This is a genomic window from Tautonia sp. JC769 (assembly GCF_040717455.1).
Taxonomy (GTDB): Bacteria; Planctomycetota; Planctomycetia; order Isosphaerales; family Isosphaeraceae; genus Tautonia.
In genome coordinates this window covers 1-15255 of the sequence record NZ_JBFEFH010000006.1, presented here as the reverse complement: position 1 = coordinate 15255, position 15255 = coordinate 1, and the positions used below count along the sequence as shown (strand labels likewise).

Sequence of the window (15255 nt, the reverse complement as noted above, 5' to 3'; positions counted from 1 at the left end):
GGACACTTGCTGGACGATCCCCGGCATGTTCATGTTCAAGCGCTTCGAGGCGAGGGGATTGCGGGGCGTTTGATCGTCGATGCGTGCGACGGGGTGGAGACGCTCTGGTCGGCGATCGCCGGGAGAAGACCCGCGACGGTTGCTGACCTGGGGGACGAGTCGGGGTTTCGGGCGGGGATCGAGGGATTCCGGGCTCGCCTGAGGGATCACGATCGGGGGGATGCGGCGATCGTGGTGCGGTGGCCCGATTCATCGGGGAAGGGAGCCGAGGATGGCGCGATCGACCCCTGGCTGGCAAGGATTGACGAGGTCCTTCATCAGGCCGTCGAGCTGCTTCTCGATCGGGGCGAGGAGGTGACGATCCTGGTCGTTGTCCTGGACCGACCCAGCGAAGCGGACGCGTCGGAACGGGACGATTGGGGAGGAGGCGGGGGCTTCGTGATGACCTCGTCGAGGGGGTTGCCGGCCGGGGAGATTCCGGACGCCGTTCGATTGATCGACCTCGCGGCGACGCTGTTGAAGCTGGCAGGCAGGCCGATCCCGGAGCAACTGGGGGGGGCGCCCATCGCGCTGGAGACGTTGGTATCCCGCGTCGAGAACGACGAGCGTGCGGTCCTGGAGCGGCTCAGGGGGCTCGGGTATCTCTCCTGAAGCGGCCGCGTAACGGCGTTGTGGGATCAAGGCGCGGACGAGTCTGGGGATGCGATCGGCCGGACGATCGGCCCGTAGGTATCGGGGCGTCGCTGCTGGCGATTTCGGCTGTTCTGCCGAGCCTGCCGCACCCGGTCGAGGTCGATGGTCGCGGTGATGTAGTCTTCCTCAGGGTCGGCGCAGGAGGCGAGGATCTGGGCGGGCCACTGGCCGATCATGGTCCCGGCGCCATAGGCCTGGTTGGTGGCGATCAGGGCCACCTCGTTCTGGAACATCGCGGATTTGACGATGAAGTCCTCGACCGATCCCTGACGGCCGTTGATCCAGACAAGGATCTCGGCACCGTTGAGCGAGAGGGCCCGGAACGACTCCGGGAACCATCCGTCGTAGCAGGTCAGGATGCCGACCCGCCCGAAGTCGAGTTCGAAGACTGGGAACCCCTGGCCGCGTTTCATCCTCCACTCGGGATCATGGGTCAGGAACCAGGCATCGTCCTTGCCGCCGGGCGGCTGCGACCAGGGGGGCTGACCCTCGAAGTGGTCGACCGCGGCATGGACCTTGTGGTACTTGCCGATGATCTCGCCCGAGCGGCCGAACACCAGGGCGGTGTTGGCGAACGACTCGTCATCGAAGACTTCCCAGCAACCGACGATCACATGGATGTTCCCCGAGTCCGCCGCCCGGGCGATCCGGTCCGTCTCGGGCCCGGGGACGGAGATCCGGCCGAGGTAATACTCGGGGAAGACGACGAGCTGCGCGCCGTCGCGGGCCGCGCGGTCGATGAAGGGGATCATGGTGGCGGTGGGGTCGAAGCCGGGACGAGGCAAGTCGGTCTTGTCATAGCCGAGCGACTGGACCGCGGCGACCTTGACCAGTCCCGGTCGGTCCGGGGCGTCGCCCCGAGCGATGATCGGGCAGAGCAAGGGAAGGATCAGCACGGCGAACGGTCGGGACGTCATGCATCGCATCGGGAATTGTCCTCTCGCCCGGGGTTCGGCTCGACCGGGGGTCATACGTGCCGTTCGATTGAGTGGGTGCTGGTCAGGACCATTGTGATTGGGAGTCGATCGTAGAACAGGTTTCGGGCAGTGGCCTGGCGTGGTTCTTCGACGGTGCCGGGCCCTCCGGCCGAGTGACGCCTTGACGTGCTCAGGATAGTTTCAGACGGCCGGATTCGCAATCCGATGGGTGTCGCGGGGCACGCGATCGGGCAAACCCCGATGCGCAATCTCGGGCGCGGTTGACGACAACGGGCTTGATCTTCGCGAGATGCGGCGGTCAACTCATGATCGCCATCGATCGAGCCGCTTGGCCATCCGTTCCGATCGTCTCGCTGATCGCCCCCAATCCATTTCAGTCCCTCGCGTTGTTATCGACGCCGATTCGTGACAGGGCACCGATTCACGTCATTCGCTCGATGATTGAATCAGGGCTTGATGCATGGCCGGTGCGCGGGGAGCGACTCCGTCGCCCCGGTGCGTATTGAGGACTTACCGAGACCGACACGTTCCCAACCCGTTCAAGAGGCTCCGACCATGCTGCAGAGGTGCGTCTTCGCGCTGTTCGTCATGATCCTTCCGGAGGCGGTGCTCGGTGGCGAGCAACCCGACGGAGAGGCGCCGTTTGGTCTGAAGGAACGCTTGCCCTGGAACGACTCGCGGGTGGTCGGATCGCCGGAACCGCCGCGACCGTACAAGGTGGTCCGCGCCTTTCCGAAATTGTACGAGGCGTATCCGCTGAGCCTGACCCCCGAGCCGGGGACCAATCGGCTGTTCATGCTGCTGCACCTGACACCTCGGTCGGGCCCCGGAAAGTTGGTGGCGGTCGAGGATGACCAGGGGGTGAGCGAGGGGGAGACGCTGCTCTACATCGATGGCCTGGCGGTCGGCCTGGCGTTTCATCCCGATTATGAGCGGAATGGGCACGTGTTCATCGGGTTGAACGGGCCGGAGCGGAGCCGATCGAAGACGACCCAGGTGGTGCGCTACACGGTCGACCGATCGACGCGTCGAATCGATCCCGAGTCGAAGGCGCTGATCATCGAATGGGCCTCGAATGGGCACAATGGGGGCGACCTGGCGTTCGGCAATGATGGGATGCTGTTCGTGTCTTCGGGGGATGGATCGAGCGATTCGGATGCGTACTTGACCGGCCAGCGCCTCGATGATTTGCTGGGGGCGATCCTGCGGATCGATGTCGATCACCCTGATCCCGGCCGGAATTATTCGATTCCTCCCGACAATCCCTTCGTCGATCGGCCGGATGCTCGGCCGGAGCTGTGGGCCTATGGACTCCGGAATCCCTGGCGATTGACGTACGACTCGACCTCGGGCCAGCTCTGGGCCGGGAACAACGGCCAGGACCTCTGGGAGCAGGTGTATCTGATCGAGAAGGGGGCCAATTACGGGTGGAGCATCACCGAAGGGATGCAAATCTTCCACGCGCAACGCGAGCAAGGGCCGGACCCGATCTCGCCGCCCGCCGCCGACCACCACCACAGCGAGGCCCGATCGCTCACCGGGGGCCAGGTGTACCGGGGGACCCGGCTGCCCGATCTGGTGGGGGCCTATCTCTATGGAGACTGGTCAACCGGCAAGGTCTGGGGGATCAAGCACGACGGGACCCAGGTGGTCTGGAATGAGGAGCTGGTGGATACGCCGTTCAACATCACCGGATTCGGCACCGATCATGAGGGGGAGATCTACGTGATTGATCAGATCACGGGATTCTATCGCTTGGAGCCGACCACCGAGGCGGATTTACCCCCCCATCCGTTCCCGACGCGGCTCGGCGAGACGGGGCTGTTCGCATCGGTGCAGGACCATGTTCCGCATCCGGCGGCGTTGCCATTCGACGTGGTTGCGCCGCAGTGGGCCGACGGGGCGAGCATGGAGCGGTTCGCCGCCCTGCCGGGCCTGGATCGGGTCGAGCAACGGCCGCAGCTCAACGCGGGGGGCGCCTGGACGCTGCCGAATGGGTCGGTGCTGGTGCAGACGTTGAGCCTCGATGTCGTCGACGAGGGGGGGGACGTCGTTCGCAAACGGATCGAGACTCGGCTGCTGAACCGGCAGGGAGGAGAATGGAGCGGGTTCTCCTACCGCTGGAACGACGAGCAGACCGATGCCGAGCTGGTTGGGCCCTCGGGCGAGGTCGCGTTGCTTGAGGTGCCGGACGACCAGGCTCCTGGGGCGACCCGAGAGCAGGCGTGGCGCTTCCCCGCGCGGTCCGAATGCCTGGTGTGCCATTCCCGGGCCGCGGGATTCACGCTCGGCTTCTCGCCGCTTCAACTCGATCGAACGCGCGATTACGGAGGCGTTGTCGATCATCAGTTGCGGGCGCTGGAACACGTGGGAGTGTTCGAAGGGGACTTGCCGGCCCGGCCCGAGGATCGTCCTCGGCTGGTGAATCCGTACGACGAGGATGAGACGGTCGAGGCGAGGGTGCGGTCATACCTTCATGTCAACTGCTCGACCTGTCACGTAAAGGAGGGCGGGGGGAATTCCCTGATGGAACTCGGCCTGGGGACCCCGATCGAGCGGATGAACGTCATCGGCGAGGTGCCGCAGCACACGCAGTTCGAGATTCCGGGAGCCCGGATCATTGCCCCCGGATCCCCGGAGCGTTCGATCCTGTATCAACGCATGAACCGGAGATTAACGGGGCAGATGCCACCCTTGATGTCGACCGAAATCGATCGTGAAGCCGTGGAACTGATCGCGGAGTGGATTCGGTCGATGCCGGAATCGGAAGGAGCGTCGGATGAGTGAGTCCAGGAGACAGGGATGAGGACACGACGCCCTCTCTCCCCCGGAGGATGGGGAGAGAGGGCGGCACGATCGGGAGGGAGTTTCGCCCGGCCTGGAACCCGAGCGGGTCACGACGCGGCCGGGACGTCGGCGAGTTCCTGGGGTTGGGAGTCCGGCCGGGGATAGGAGAGGGGTTCGAGGGTCCAGTCGATCGCGTTGCGGAGCAACTGGCGGAAGGCGGGTTGCTCGAAGTCGCCGCGGTGACCGAGCGACGTGTAGAAGACGCGGGAACCGGTCGGGCCGAGGTTGGTCCAGGCGACGGGCTCGGGTTCCTGGCCGGGGATGGTGCCGATCAGCAGCGGCGTCGCGGATGAGGCGAGGGGGCGGACCTTGTAGAGGGAGCCCTTGCCGATCAGGGCTGGGACGTCGACATCCTTCAGGATCGGGTGAGCCTGGGCGGAATCGGCCACGGCGATGGCCGACTCGATGCCATTGGGGTGGTGGTTGGTGTAACTGCCGCCGAGGACCCGGGCATCGAATTCGGGCCAGGAGGCGACCCCTTCGGAGAGTTCCGGGTTGCCTCGGAGGCTGAAGGCGTGACTGGCGGTGCGGATGCCGCTGACCGGCTTGCCGCGGGCGACGTGATCGCGGATCATCTCCAGGTGTCCCGCCCGAAGGGGGCGACGTCGCATGCTGACGAACATGAGGTCGGCATCCTTCAGCACGTGCAGACCTTCCAACGCGTGCGGGTCATCGTCGTCGCCGAACACGAAGCTCACCCGGTAGTCCTGGCCGAGCGATTCCTCGGCGAAGGGGGGGAGGGTCTGCTCCGTCTCGTATTCGTCTTCGGCGATCAGGAAGACGACGTGCGGCCGGCGGTCGTCCTGGAAGCGGAAGGCCCGGCCGCCGATGAGCTGGTCGCTGGTGATCGTGGGGCACACGAATTTCTCGATATGCTCGACGATGCGGTCGGTCCCGGTGTAGTGGCTGACGAAGGGGGGGCGAGCCGGATTGTACATGGTGTCGGTCATGTCGCGCATGAGGACGACGTTCTTGCCGTTCTTCGCCATCTGACGCAGGCCGAACGGGCGGCCGAGGACGCACATATTGGTGTGAACGCCGAGGAGGATGACGTTCTCGATCGACCGGTCCTCGAGAATGCTCCAGATCTCCTCGCCATCGTCGCTAACATAATCACGCTCGGGGTCGATCCGGAGTCGATCGGTCTGGGCCTTCCAGGGGGAGCGGGGGTCTCGGCCCATCGAGGCGAGTTTCTCGGCCCAGGCGGCGTGTTCGACGGGGTCGTCATCCTCGCCCCCGTCCGTCTGATCGATGGGATAGTCTCCGCCTTCCTCGGCGGGGATCCGGTCGCACCACTGGTCGATGTCGGGGGGGAGGGAGCGGGATCGCGGGGTCTTCAGCGCTCGATCGCGGGCGGGATGCCCCTCATATGCGGCCATGCAGCCGCTGGGGGCGTGGATGATGGTCGCGCCGCGACGGCGGGCCTCCTCGAGGACCTCGTCCATCCGTGGTGCCAGCTCGGCTCCGCGGCGGGTGGCGTTCAGGCAGTGGTGGAGGTCCCACATGTCGCAGACGATGACGGCGGTCCCCTGGGGATCCCAGCGTTCCTCACGCTCGACGGCCCGAGCGACTCCCTCGGCCCCTGCCAGCTCGACGCGGGAGCGGAGGCTCAGTTCCAGGAGCGGGCCGGCGTCTCCGTCTGTCAGCACCTGAGAGGGGGCGGGGATGGCCAGGGCCATTCCCGTTAGGAAGGCGAACATGGGGATCACCCGGGCCGATCCAGGTGGGGTTCGCAGGGTGCTTCTCATGGTCGGACCTCTCCAGCGTCAAAGAGGGGCTGATGGTTCAAGATCGATCGCCGCCGGTCGAACAGCGTGTGCGAGGCGTGCGGGGGGGCGCACGTCCGCCTGAACCGCAGAATATCGAGCGATTGGTCGGGAGACCAGGATCTCGGCGCGGAAATTCCATGCACCGGCTCGTCTCACACTCGGGGCTTGGTGTGATTGGGCCCAGGTGGAGGGCAAACCCATAATTGGATCACTTGTAAACACGATTTACTTTTTATCTATTTCGAATGGCTGAAATGTAGGCCTCGAAGGGCGAATCCCGTCATCGAGCACTACCCAGCCGACGATCGGGTGCAATCATGAGGATCATGCGACATTTCATCGCACCATCTTCGACAAATCGTGTGAGTCGGCGATTCGTAGAAATTGTGCGGATCCTTGCACGACGAGGAGAACGGCGCAATCATGATGAGCGTTGGCTGGAGACGTGGACCAGGTGCGTCTCTCGCGTGAGGATCGTGCGGGACGAGCTCTCGGGTCGCAGTCTCACTGTTCAAGGATCGCTCAGATGAATCATCGGTTTGCTTGCGTGCTGATCGCAGGTGTCGGGATGCTGTCCTCGGGGCATCATCTGGCCGCTTCAGACCGGATCGACCCGAGCCAGGCGAGGGTCAATCCGGAGGACTCGACACGCTGGTATGATGTCCGGCTGCTGGGGCTTGAAGGGCAGGGTTGGACGGAAACGAAGGCCCCGTTCGACCGGCTGCCGGCCCGCGCCGAAGGGGTGGTTCGCGATCCGGTCTGGGGCCTGAGCCGTCATTCGGCCGGGATCTGCGTCCGGTTCGTGACCGACGCCCCGACGATTCAGGCACATTGGACGCTCACTTCCGATCGACTGGATATGCCGCACATGCCGGCCACGGGAGTCAGCGGGCTGGATCTCTATGGAAGACTCGGCGACGGTTGGCATTGGGCCGGCGTCGGATTCCCTCGCGAGGTGACGAATACCGCGACGCTGGCCTCGGGGCTCACCGGGGAGCCTCGCGAGTACCTGCTGTATCTCCCGCTCTACAACGGCGTGACATCGGTGGAGATCGGCCTTCCGGAGGGATCGTTCCTCGCCAAGGCCCCCTCGAGGCCCGAAGGGCACGAGAATCCGATCGTCGTGTACGGGACATCGATTACGCAGGGAGGGTGCGCCTCGCGACCGGGCATGGTGCATACGGCCATCCTCGGCCGGCGCTTCAATCGCCCCGTCGTGAACCTCGGATTCTCCGGCAATGGGAAGATGGAGCCGGAACTGGCGGGGCTCCTGGCCGAGATCGATGCGGCAATGTATGTGATTGATTGCCTGCCGAACATGGACGCCGCGGAGGTGGAATCCCGCGTCGAGCCGTTCGTCCGGATCCTCCGGGAGGCCCGACCCGAGACGCCGATCGTGCTGGCCGAGGACCGATCGTATACCAGCGCCCCGCTCATCGCGACGCAGCGGGAGCGGAACCGAGCCTCGCGAGCTGCCCTGAGCGCGGCATACGATCGATTGGTCGAGTCGGGGATCGAGGGACTGACTTACTTGCCCGGCGACCCGCAACTGGGGGACGACGGCGAGGCGACCGTCGACGGATCCCATCCGACCGACCTGGGCTTTCTCCGTATGGCGGATGTCTTCGAGCCGATCCTACGGCCCCTCCTGGATCGATCCGATTCCGGTGAGGCCCGTGATGAGGTCGAGACGGGTGAGCTGAGGTTGCCCGCGACGCTGAGGAACTCCTTCGGCCCGCCGGCCGAATTTGCAGATGATCTGGAGACCTATTCCTCCCCGCTGATCTTCAATGATGGCCGGGCGGTGCGGCTCGCCTCGGACTGGACCGAACGACGGCGAGAGATCCTCGAATCCTGGCATGCCTTGATGGGGTCCTGGCCGCCGCTCGTCGAGCAACCGCGCACCGAGCTCCTGGGGGTGGTCCCTCGGGATGGTTTCGAACAACGTTCGGTGCGGGTTGAGGTCGCCCCCGGAGGACGGATGCTCGGGGGTTACGCGCTCGTTCCGGAGGGAGAGGGCCCCTTCCCGGCCATGCTGGTCGTGTTCTACGAGCCGGAGACGGCGATCGGGGAGGGAAGCCCCCTCCTCGACTACGCTCGACAACTCGCGAAACGAGGCTTTGTCGCGCTCTCGCTCGGAATCGATCCGAGTGCGGTCATCCCGGAGGCGAGCGAGCTGGGGGTCCAACCGCTCTCGTATCTGGCCTTCCTGGCGGCCAACGCCCGCAACGCGATGGCCCGGATGCCCGAGATCGACGCGGACCGCATCGGGGTGATGGGGCATTCCTACGGCGGCAAGTGGGCCCTGTTCGCTTCATGCCTGTATGAGCCGTTCGCGTGCGGGGTGTGGTCTGACCCGGGGATCGTCTTCGATGAATCGCGGCCGAACGTCAATTACTGGGAGCCGTGGTACCTGGGCTGGGAAGCCGATCGATCGCGTCCTCGAGGGGTGATCTCGGCCGACCGGCCTCGGACCGGGGCCTATGAGCGGTTGATCGAGGACGGACACGACCTGCACGAGTTGCATGTCTTGATGGCACCGCGCCCGTTTCTCGTCTCCGGGGGGTCGGAGGATCCTCCCGAACGCTGGAGCGCATTGAATCATTCCCTCGCGGTCAACGCACTCCTCGGACACGACCATCGCGTCGCCATGACCAACCGGCCGGGGCACCGTCCGACAGCAGAATCGAATGAGCAGATCTTCGATTTCCTGGAATTGGTGCTGAAGCCTTGAGGTGGACGCGGGGAGAGGGTCGAGACCAACGCTGGTAACGCGTGCTCAAATGGCGAGGCGATCCGTGCGCAATCAGAATCAAGGTCACATCTGGGCCGCCATCGTTCCGCGGGTGTTTCTTCTATCGATGGGTCTGGTGCTCGCGCCTGTCCTGAATCTCGCGAGGGGGGGCGAGACTGAGCTCGTGATGGAGGGGCTTGAGGCGCCGGTGGAGATCCTCAGGGACTCGTGGGGGATCGCGCACATCTACGCCCAGACCGAGCACGACCTGTTCTACGCTCAGGGTTTCAACGCGGCGCGCGATCGCCTGTTCCAACTGGAACTTTGGAGGCGACGGGCGACGGGGACGATGGCCGAGCTTCAGGGGCCGGAGGCGTTGCAGGGGGATATCGGGGCACGACTCCTGAGATTCCGGGGGGAGATGGCCGAGGAGCTTGCCCACTACCATCCGAGAGGGGCAGCGATCATCACGGCGTTCGTCGAGGGGATCAACGGCTATCTCGACCTCACCGCCCGAGAGCCGGACCGTCTTCCGCTCCCCTTCCGGATTTTGGGGATTACGCCCGGCCACTGGACGCCCGAGGTGGTCGTCTCTCGCCACAACGGGCTGTTTCGGAATGCGACCCAGGAGGTTCAGTATGCACAACTCGTGAGCCTCCTCGGATCGGATCGTGCGCGATCACTCTTGAATCTGAAGCCAGGCGATCCCTCGTTCGTCCTCGATGAAACCGTTGACGCGGGGCAGATTTCCGCGGAGATCCTGGGTCGCTATGCCGCCTCGCGGGCGGGGGTCCGATTCGCACCGGAGGACGTCGAGCCCGAATATCGGCGAGCCGGAGATACGACAGACGAACATGAGAATGAGCTGACTTCGGAATTTTCGTTCATCCCGGAGCTTGAGAATCATCCCGGTATCCTGGGCAGTAATAACTGGGCGGTCTCGGGCGATCGCACCCTGTCCGGGCGGCCGATCCTGGCGAACGACCCCCATCGGAGCATGCAGATCCCCTCGCTCCGATACTGGGTTCATCTGGTCGGGCCTGGCTGGGACGTGATCGGTGGCGGAGAGCCGGCGTTGCCGGGGATTTCCATCGGTCACAATCGTCGAGGGGCCTGGGGCCTGACGATCTTCCCGGTCGACCAGGAAGATTTGTACGTTTATGAGACGAATCCTGACAATCCCCTCCAGTACCGCTACGGTTCCGGATGGGAGTCGATGAGGGTGGAGCCCGAGACGTTCGCCGTCAAGGGGGAGGGAGAGACGACGGTCGACCTCAAATTCACCCGACATGGGCCGGTCCTCTTCGAGGATGAATCCCGGCACAAGGCGTATGCGTTGCGGGCTGCCTGGCTTGAGGTCGGCACGGCTCCCTACCTGGCGAGCCTCCGGATGGACCAGGCTTCAACCTGGGAGGAATTCCAGGAGGCATGCCGATATGCTCGGACTCCTTCGGAAAACATGATCTGGGCGGATGTCGACGGCCATATCGGCTGGCAAGCGGTCGGCCTGGCACCCATCCGGCAGGGGTGGAACGGACTCCTCCCCGTGCCAGGGGACGGACGCTACGAGTGGTCCGGCTTCCTCCCGCCCGACGCGTTACCGAGTCGGCTTGACCCGCCAGAGGGCTGGGTCGGGTCGGCCAATCAGTACAACGTCCCATCGGAGTTCCCTCACAGGATCGGATTCGTCTGGGCTGATCCGTTTCGATATGCTCGGATTACGGAGGTCCTGAGTTCGGGGCGACTCCTTGCGCTGGGCGACATGGTCCAGTTGCAGCACGATGAGCATTCGATTCCCGCCCGGCTGCTCGTCCCCCTGCTTCGAGGGCTGGCGACCGACGACGGCCGCACGCAGGAGGTGCTTGACCGGCTCCTGTCCTGGGACTTCACCCTCGACCGTCACTCCGTGGAGGCTGCGATCTATACAACCTGGGAACGACGCCTCAAGGAAGCGGTCGGCCGGCGGCTTATCCCCGAGGACGCATGGCCGATCCTTCCGCCACACTCCATCTCCACGGAAAAGCTTGTTCATTGGATGACGTCTCCCGATGGAAGGCTCGGCCGGAATCCGCTGGCGGAGCGCGATCGGCTGCTGATCGAATCGCTCCGAACCGCACAGGACGACCTGACGGGGCGATTGGGGGGCGATATGAGTCGGTGGCGATATGGCCAGCCCGGGTTGAAGCACATTCGGCTGAATCACCCCTTGAGTCGAGCGGTGGATGACCAGACCCGCGCACGACTCGATCCGGGCCCTCGCGATCGGGGTGGGAACGGGGACACGCTGAACAACACGTCGAATGCCGCGAATCAGGCATCGGGGGCATCGTTCCGGTTGGTCGCCGTGATCGGTGACTGGGATCGATCATTGGGATCGAATGCCCCCGGCCAATCGGGGAATCCGGAGAGTCCCCATTACGCAGACTTACTCGATCCATGGTCGGAGGGGCGCTCGTTCCCCGTGATTTCGTCCCGATCGGGCGTCGAGGCGGTCACCGAGTCGACATTGAAGCTTGTCCCGAATGGAAGCAAGGCTCAGGGGGCTCGTCCCCCGGCGATCAACGAGACGAGATGATCCTGGGGTCATCGCAGTCGCAGGAAAGGTCTCCCGATGACGATATCTGTGATCGGAATCATCCCGTTGATTCTTGGGTGTGTCATCACCGAAGAAGGCTTGGATGCAGGCACCATGACGGTGGGGCATCGCGGACTCCTCAATCACGCACCGGAAAATTCGCTTGCCGGGTTTCGCGCCTGCGTTGACTTGCGGGTCGGGTTTGAACTGGACGTGCGGCGCACGAATGACGGCGCATTGGTCTGTTTGCACGACGAGTCGGTCGATCGCACGACCGACGGCACCGGGGCGGTGGAGGATTATTCACTCGCACGTATCACATCACTGGATGCCGGGGCCTGGTTCGATCCCGCCTTTGCCGGCGAATCGGTCCCCATGCTTGACGAGGTCTTTCGACTCCTCGGAGGAGTGCAGGGAGACCGAATCCTGGTCGCTGTCGATCTGAAGGATGATGACACGACGATGGCCGAGGACGTCGTCGGGATGGCCAGGCGGATGGGGGTCCTTGATCGCCTGGTGTTCATCGGACTCGCGATCGACCGTCCTGACCTGCGGCGTCGGATTCGGGATGTCGACTCACGGGCCCACGTTGCTTCCCTCGCAGAGTCTCCCGCGGCCTTCGAGGCCGCTCTGGTCGATCCTGACGCGGATTGGGTCTACGTCCGGTCTCTCCCGACGTCAGGGCAGGTCGACCGCGTTCATGCGATGGGCAAGAGGATCTTCCTGGCTGGCCCGAAGGTCGCGGGATTGGAGCCGAGCAACTGGCGACTGGCTGCACAGTCGGGAGTCGATGCCGTGCTCACCGACTTCCCGTTGGAATTCCGGAGCACGCTCCGCGCGGGTCATCGTGATCAGTCGGCGCGTGACGGCACTCCCTGAGTCGAAACGCTGGTGAACGCGCGAACCGAACACCCTGGGATCGCTGCGAGAAGGAGCCTGCTGATGGCCAACGAGACGCCTCGGATAATGCTCATCGGCGCTCATCCCGATGATGTCGACATCAAGGCCGGTGGCACGGCGTCGAAGTGGGCGTCGATGGGTTGCGAGGTGCTTCTGGTGAGCCTGACCGACGGTCGGGCGGGCCACCACGAGATGGCTGGACCGAGACTTGTTGAGCGCCGGAAGGCAGAGGCAAAGGCGGCGGCGGATGTGATCGGGGCATCGTATCACGTGCTCGATTGGCCCGACGGCGCATTGAACGATCGCCTCGAGTATCGGCACCAACTGATCCGCATGATCCGAGCGTTTCGCCCGGACGTTGTCATTACGCACCGCACGAATGATTACCACCCTGATCATCGGTTCGCCGGCTTGCTCGTCCAGGATGCGTCGTACCTGCTCACCGTTCCTGCTATCTGTCCTGATGTCCCGCACCTCGCAAGATCACCCGTCATCCTCCTGTTCTCGGATGCGTTTACACGACCCTGCAGGTTCGAACCTCATGTTGTCGTCGATATCGAGGACGAGTTTGAGCGGGTCGTCTCCATGCTCCATTGCCATCAGTCTCAGTTTTACGAGTGGCTCCCCTACAATTCCGGACACCCTGACGACGTGCCGGACGACGAGGCGTCTCGGAGAGCCTGGTTGGCCGATTCGTTCCGTCGGCGCATCGCCCCTCTCGCCGACCGGTACCGAGAGCAGGTGATCCGGGTCTATGGCCCAGACGAAGGGCCTCGCGCCCGTTACATCGAGGCATTCGAGGTTTCAGAGTTCGGAGCCCCCCTCGACGGCAGGACCTGGCAGCGGATTTTCCCCTTCTTGCCGCCGGCACCTGAAGTGGGGATGAGCCAGGTTTCGAGACGATGGGTCGATCTTCCGGGAGGGTCATGACTCTAGGCTCAGTCGAGGCAACTTCACCTGTTTGGATTCGCCTCTCATTCCGATTGAATGCCGAACACGTGATGTTACGATTTCCTCGACAGCGTCATTTGAAGAAACGAGGAACTCCATCGCGGTAGAGGCAAACGTCCTGTCAGGCGCATGGGCCAATGCTGACGAAGGCCCGTATCAGACAAGGGAATGTGAGCCAGACTCTCCCGACGATTGACATTGCCACGATTGATCGGCTGCTGAGCCCACGCAGATCGTAACATTAGGAACGGCCTATCAATTCAAGATTAAACAAGGACTCGTGCGAGTGCTAGCCGAAATGGAGTATCGTCTTCAGACACAATTGCGCCATCAATTCGATTCATCTGTGGCATCCCATCGGCCGATGCCATTTCGATTGCTCCGCAGAACCGCGGGCAGATCGGAAGCGGACCACCGCTGATGGCCTGATCGGAACTCTGGTGTCTGCTTTCTTCCCGGATCGCGATCATGAGGGCACTGCAGTCGAAGTCCTGGTCTGCCATCGATCCCTGGAAAGCAAGCCCAGGATTGTTTTTCCACCGAGGAGGTTTAGAGATCATATGATCCGGTCACGAGATTTTCGCCTCGTTTTCGTGATGTACGTCTCGATGGCGTTCGTCCTCCAGGGACTGGCATCATCTCCCGCTTGGGCGGTGGAGGGCCCCGGGACGGTTCGTTCAAAAGCCGATTCGACGGTTCGCGTGGCCGCGGCGCAGCCGATCAACCGGACCATCGCGTTCCAGGTGTCGCCCGTCGACGCGCTCGAGCGCGTCGACGAAACCCTTGTCGCGCTGGAGCAACTTGTCGCTCAGGCCGGAGCGAGAGAGTGTGACGTCCTGGCGTTTCCGGAAGACACGCTCGGCCTTCTCCACTGGGAGGCGGCCAATCCGGAGATCATCGATCAGGTGCTCCCGGTCGCCGTGGATCGCATGCTGACACGACTCGGGAAGGCGGCCGCAAAACACAACATGTATCTGGTTGTTTGCAATGACACGATCGACGGGGATGGCCGGCTCTACAACATGGCGTTCCTGATCGGCCGCGAGGGGGACGAGATCGGCCGCTATCGGAAGGTCAATTTGCCGATGACCGAGCGGTCTCGAGCGCGAGGCACGAGCTTCCCGGTCTTCCCGACTCCGGATTTGGGGACAGTTGGGATGCTGATTTGTTATGACATGGTGTTCCCCGAATCGGCGCGTGCCCTCGCGTTGCAGGGTGCCGATCTGGTCTTCCATCCGACCCTCGGTGGTGCCGCGATCGGCGACGAGGATATCAGCCTGGCTGCATTCCGCACCCGAGCGGTCGAGAATTTCGTCTACCTGGTGGTGGCCAACAGGGGTCAGGGGAGTATGATCATCGCCCCATCCGGGAAGATCCTCGCGACCGCGGATGGCCCGGATTCGATCGCGATCGTCGATATCGACCCCCACGGCGGTCGCGAGGCGGGCGATGCCATGAATCGGCAGGCGGACATGCGAGGTCGATTGTTTCGCGAACGCGTTCCGGAGGCGTACCAGATCCTCACCGAACTCGAACCGCCGGTCCTCGACAAGGTGTCGTCGAACGTGACGACCGAGGAGGCCATTCGGATCATGGAGACCGTGCTCACCACAGGCGAGGCACGCTTCAACGAGGCCATGGCGCTTTCCCGGTCAGGCCGCACCGAAGAGGCAATCCGGTTGTTCGAGCAACTGTGTAACGAGTGCCGGACCTCCTGGATCGACCGAGCCTCCCGGATACAGCTCGACAAGCTCAGGGGACAGATCTCACCTGCGAGACCGTGATCCGCATCGCGATCGCGGCCGGAGGCGATCAGGTGGATCAAGGCCGATCATTGGATCGGACCGT

9 protein-coding genes are annotated in these 15255 nt (G+C 63.8%); 7 read left to right on the top strand and 2 right to left on the bottom strand.

The features are described from left to right. Positions 1-6: 6 nt before the first annotated feature. Positions 7-651, top strand: coding sequence for a hypothetical protein (locus AB1L88_RS08160; RefSeq protein ID WP_367096153.1), 645 nt, complete (start codon positions 7-9; stop codon positions 649-651). Between the two features lie 26 nt (positions 652-677). Here AB1L88_RS08160 and AB1L88_RS08155 read toward each other — a convergent pair whose 3' ends face one another. Continuing rightward, the gene (locus tag AB1L88_RS08155; RefSeq protein WP_367096152.1) at positions 678-1619 is read right to left on the bottom strand and encodes a carbon-nitrogen hydrolase family protein; all 942 of its coding nucleotides are present in this window, start codon (positions 1617-1619) and stop codon (positions 678-680) included. Between the two features lie 567 nt (positions 1620-2186). On the opposite strand from AB1L88_RS08155, the gene AB1L88_RS08150 reads away from it, so the two are divergent. Continuing rightward, positions 2187-4418 (top strand): PQQ-dependent sugar dehydrogenase, encoded by a 2232-nt coding sequence (locus AB1L88_RS08150; protein ID WP_367096151.1) that lies wholly within the window; start codon positions 2187-2189, stop codon positions 4416-4418. Positions 4419-4525: 107 nt separating this feature from the next. On the opposite strand, the gene AB1L88_RS08145 is transcribed toward AB1L88_RS08150, so the two are convergent. Further along, a complete protein-coding gene (locus AB1L88_RS08145) occupies positions 4526-6226 on the bottom strand; it encodes a ThuA domain-containing protein (RefSeq protein ID WP_367096150.1) in 1701 nt (566 codons plus the stop codon). Positions 6227-6773: 547 nt separating this feature from the next. Between AB1L88_RS08145 and AB1L88_RS08140 the strand changes: the two genes are divergently transcribed. From AB1L88_RS08140 to AB1L88_RS08120, 5 genes are all read left to right on the top strand, one after another. Next, complete coding sequence (locus tag AB1L88_RS08140; RefSeq protein WP_367096149.1) at positions 6774-8981, top strand: SGNH/GDSL hydrolase family protein; 2208 nt, start codon at positions 6774-6776, stop codon at positions 8979-8981. A gap of 187 nt (positions 8982-9168) precedes the next feature. Then, a complete protein-coding gene (locus AB1L88_RS08135; RefSeq protein ID WP_367096361.1) occupies positions 9169-11556 on the top strand; it encodes a penicillin acylase family protein in 2388 nt (795 codons plus the stop codon). 36 nt (positions 11557-11592) lie between these two features. Then, entirely contained in the window at positions 11593-12435 is an 843-nt protein-coding gene (locus AB1L88_RS08130; RefSeq protein ID WP_367096148.1) for a glycerophosphodiester phosphodiesterase family protein, read from the top strand. A gap of 63 nt (positions 12436-12498) precedes the next feature. Then, the gene (locus AB1L88_RS08125; RefSeq protein ID WP_367096147.1) at positions 12499-13386 is read left to right on the top strand and encodes a PIG-L family deacetylase; all 888 of its coding nucleotides are present in this window, start codon (positions 12499-12501) and stop codon (positions 13384-13386) included. Between the two features lie 581 nt (positions 13387-13967). Next, positions 13968-15191: a carbon-nitrogen hydrolase family protein gene (locus AB1L88_RS08120; protein ID WP_367096146.1), complete on the top strand. Its 1224-nt coding sequence runs from the start codon at positions 13968-13970 to the stop codon at positions 15189-15191. Positions 15192-15255: the final 64 nt, after the last annotated feature.

Excerpts from the sequence above, each read along its gene's own strand:
- AB1L88_RS08155 (WP_367096152.1), bottom strand. The coding sequence starts at position 1,619 with ATGCGATGCATGACGTCCCGACCGTTCGCCGTGCTGATCCTTCCCTTG.
- AB1L88_RS08150 (WP_367096151.1), top strand. The coding sequence starts at position 2,187 with ATGCTGCAGAGGTGCGTCTTCGCGCTGTTCGTCATGATCCTTCCGGAG.
- AB1L88_RS08145 (WP_367096150.1), bottom strand. The coding sequence starts at position 6,226 with ATGAGAAGCACCCTGCGAACCCCACCTGGATCGGCCCGGGTGATCCCC.
- AB1L88_RS08140 (WP_367096149.1), top strand. The coding sequence starts at position 6,774 with ATGAATCATCGGTTTGCTTGCGTGCTGATCGCAGGTGTCGGGATGCTG.
- AB1L88_RS08135 (WP_367096361.1), top strand. The coding sequence starts at position 9,169 with ATGGAGGGGCTTGAGGCGCCGGTGGAGATCCTCAGGGACTCGTGGGGG.
- AB1L88_RS08130 (WP_367096148.1), top strand. The coding sequence starts at position 11,593 with ATGACGATATCTGTGATCGGAATCATCCCGTTGATTCTTGGGTGTGTC.
- AB1L88_RS08125 (WP_367096147.1), top strand. The coding sequence starts at position 12,499 with ATGGCCAACGAGACGCCTCGGATAATGCTCATCGGCGCTCATCCCGAT.
- AB1L88_RS08120 (WP_367096146.1), top strand. The coding sequence starts at position 13,968 with ATGATCCGGTCACGAGATTTTCGCCTCGTTTTCGTGATGTACGTCTCG.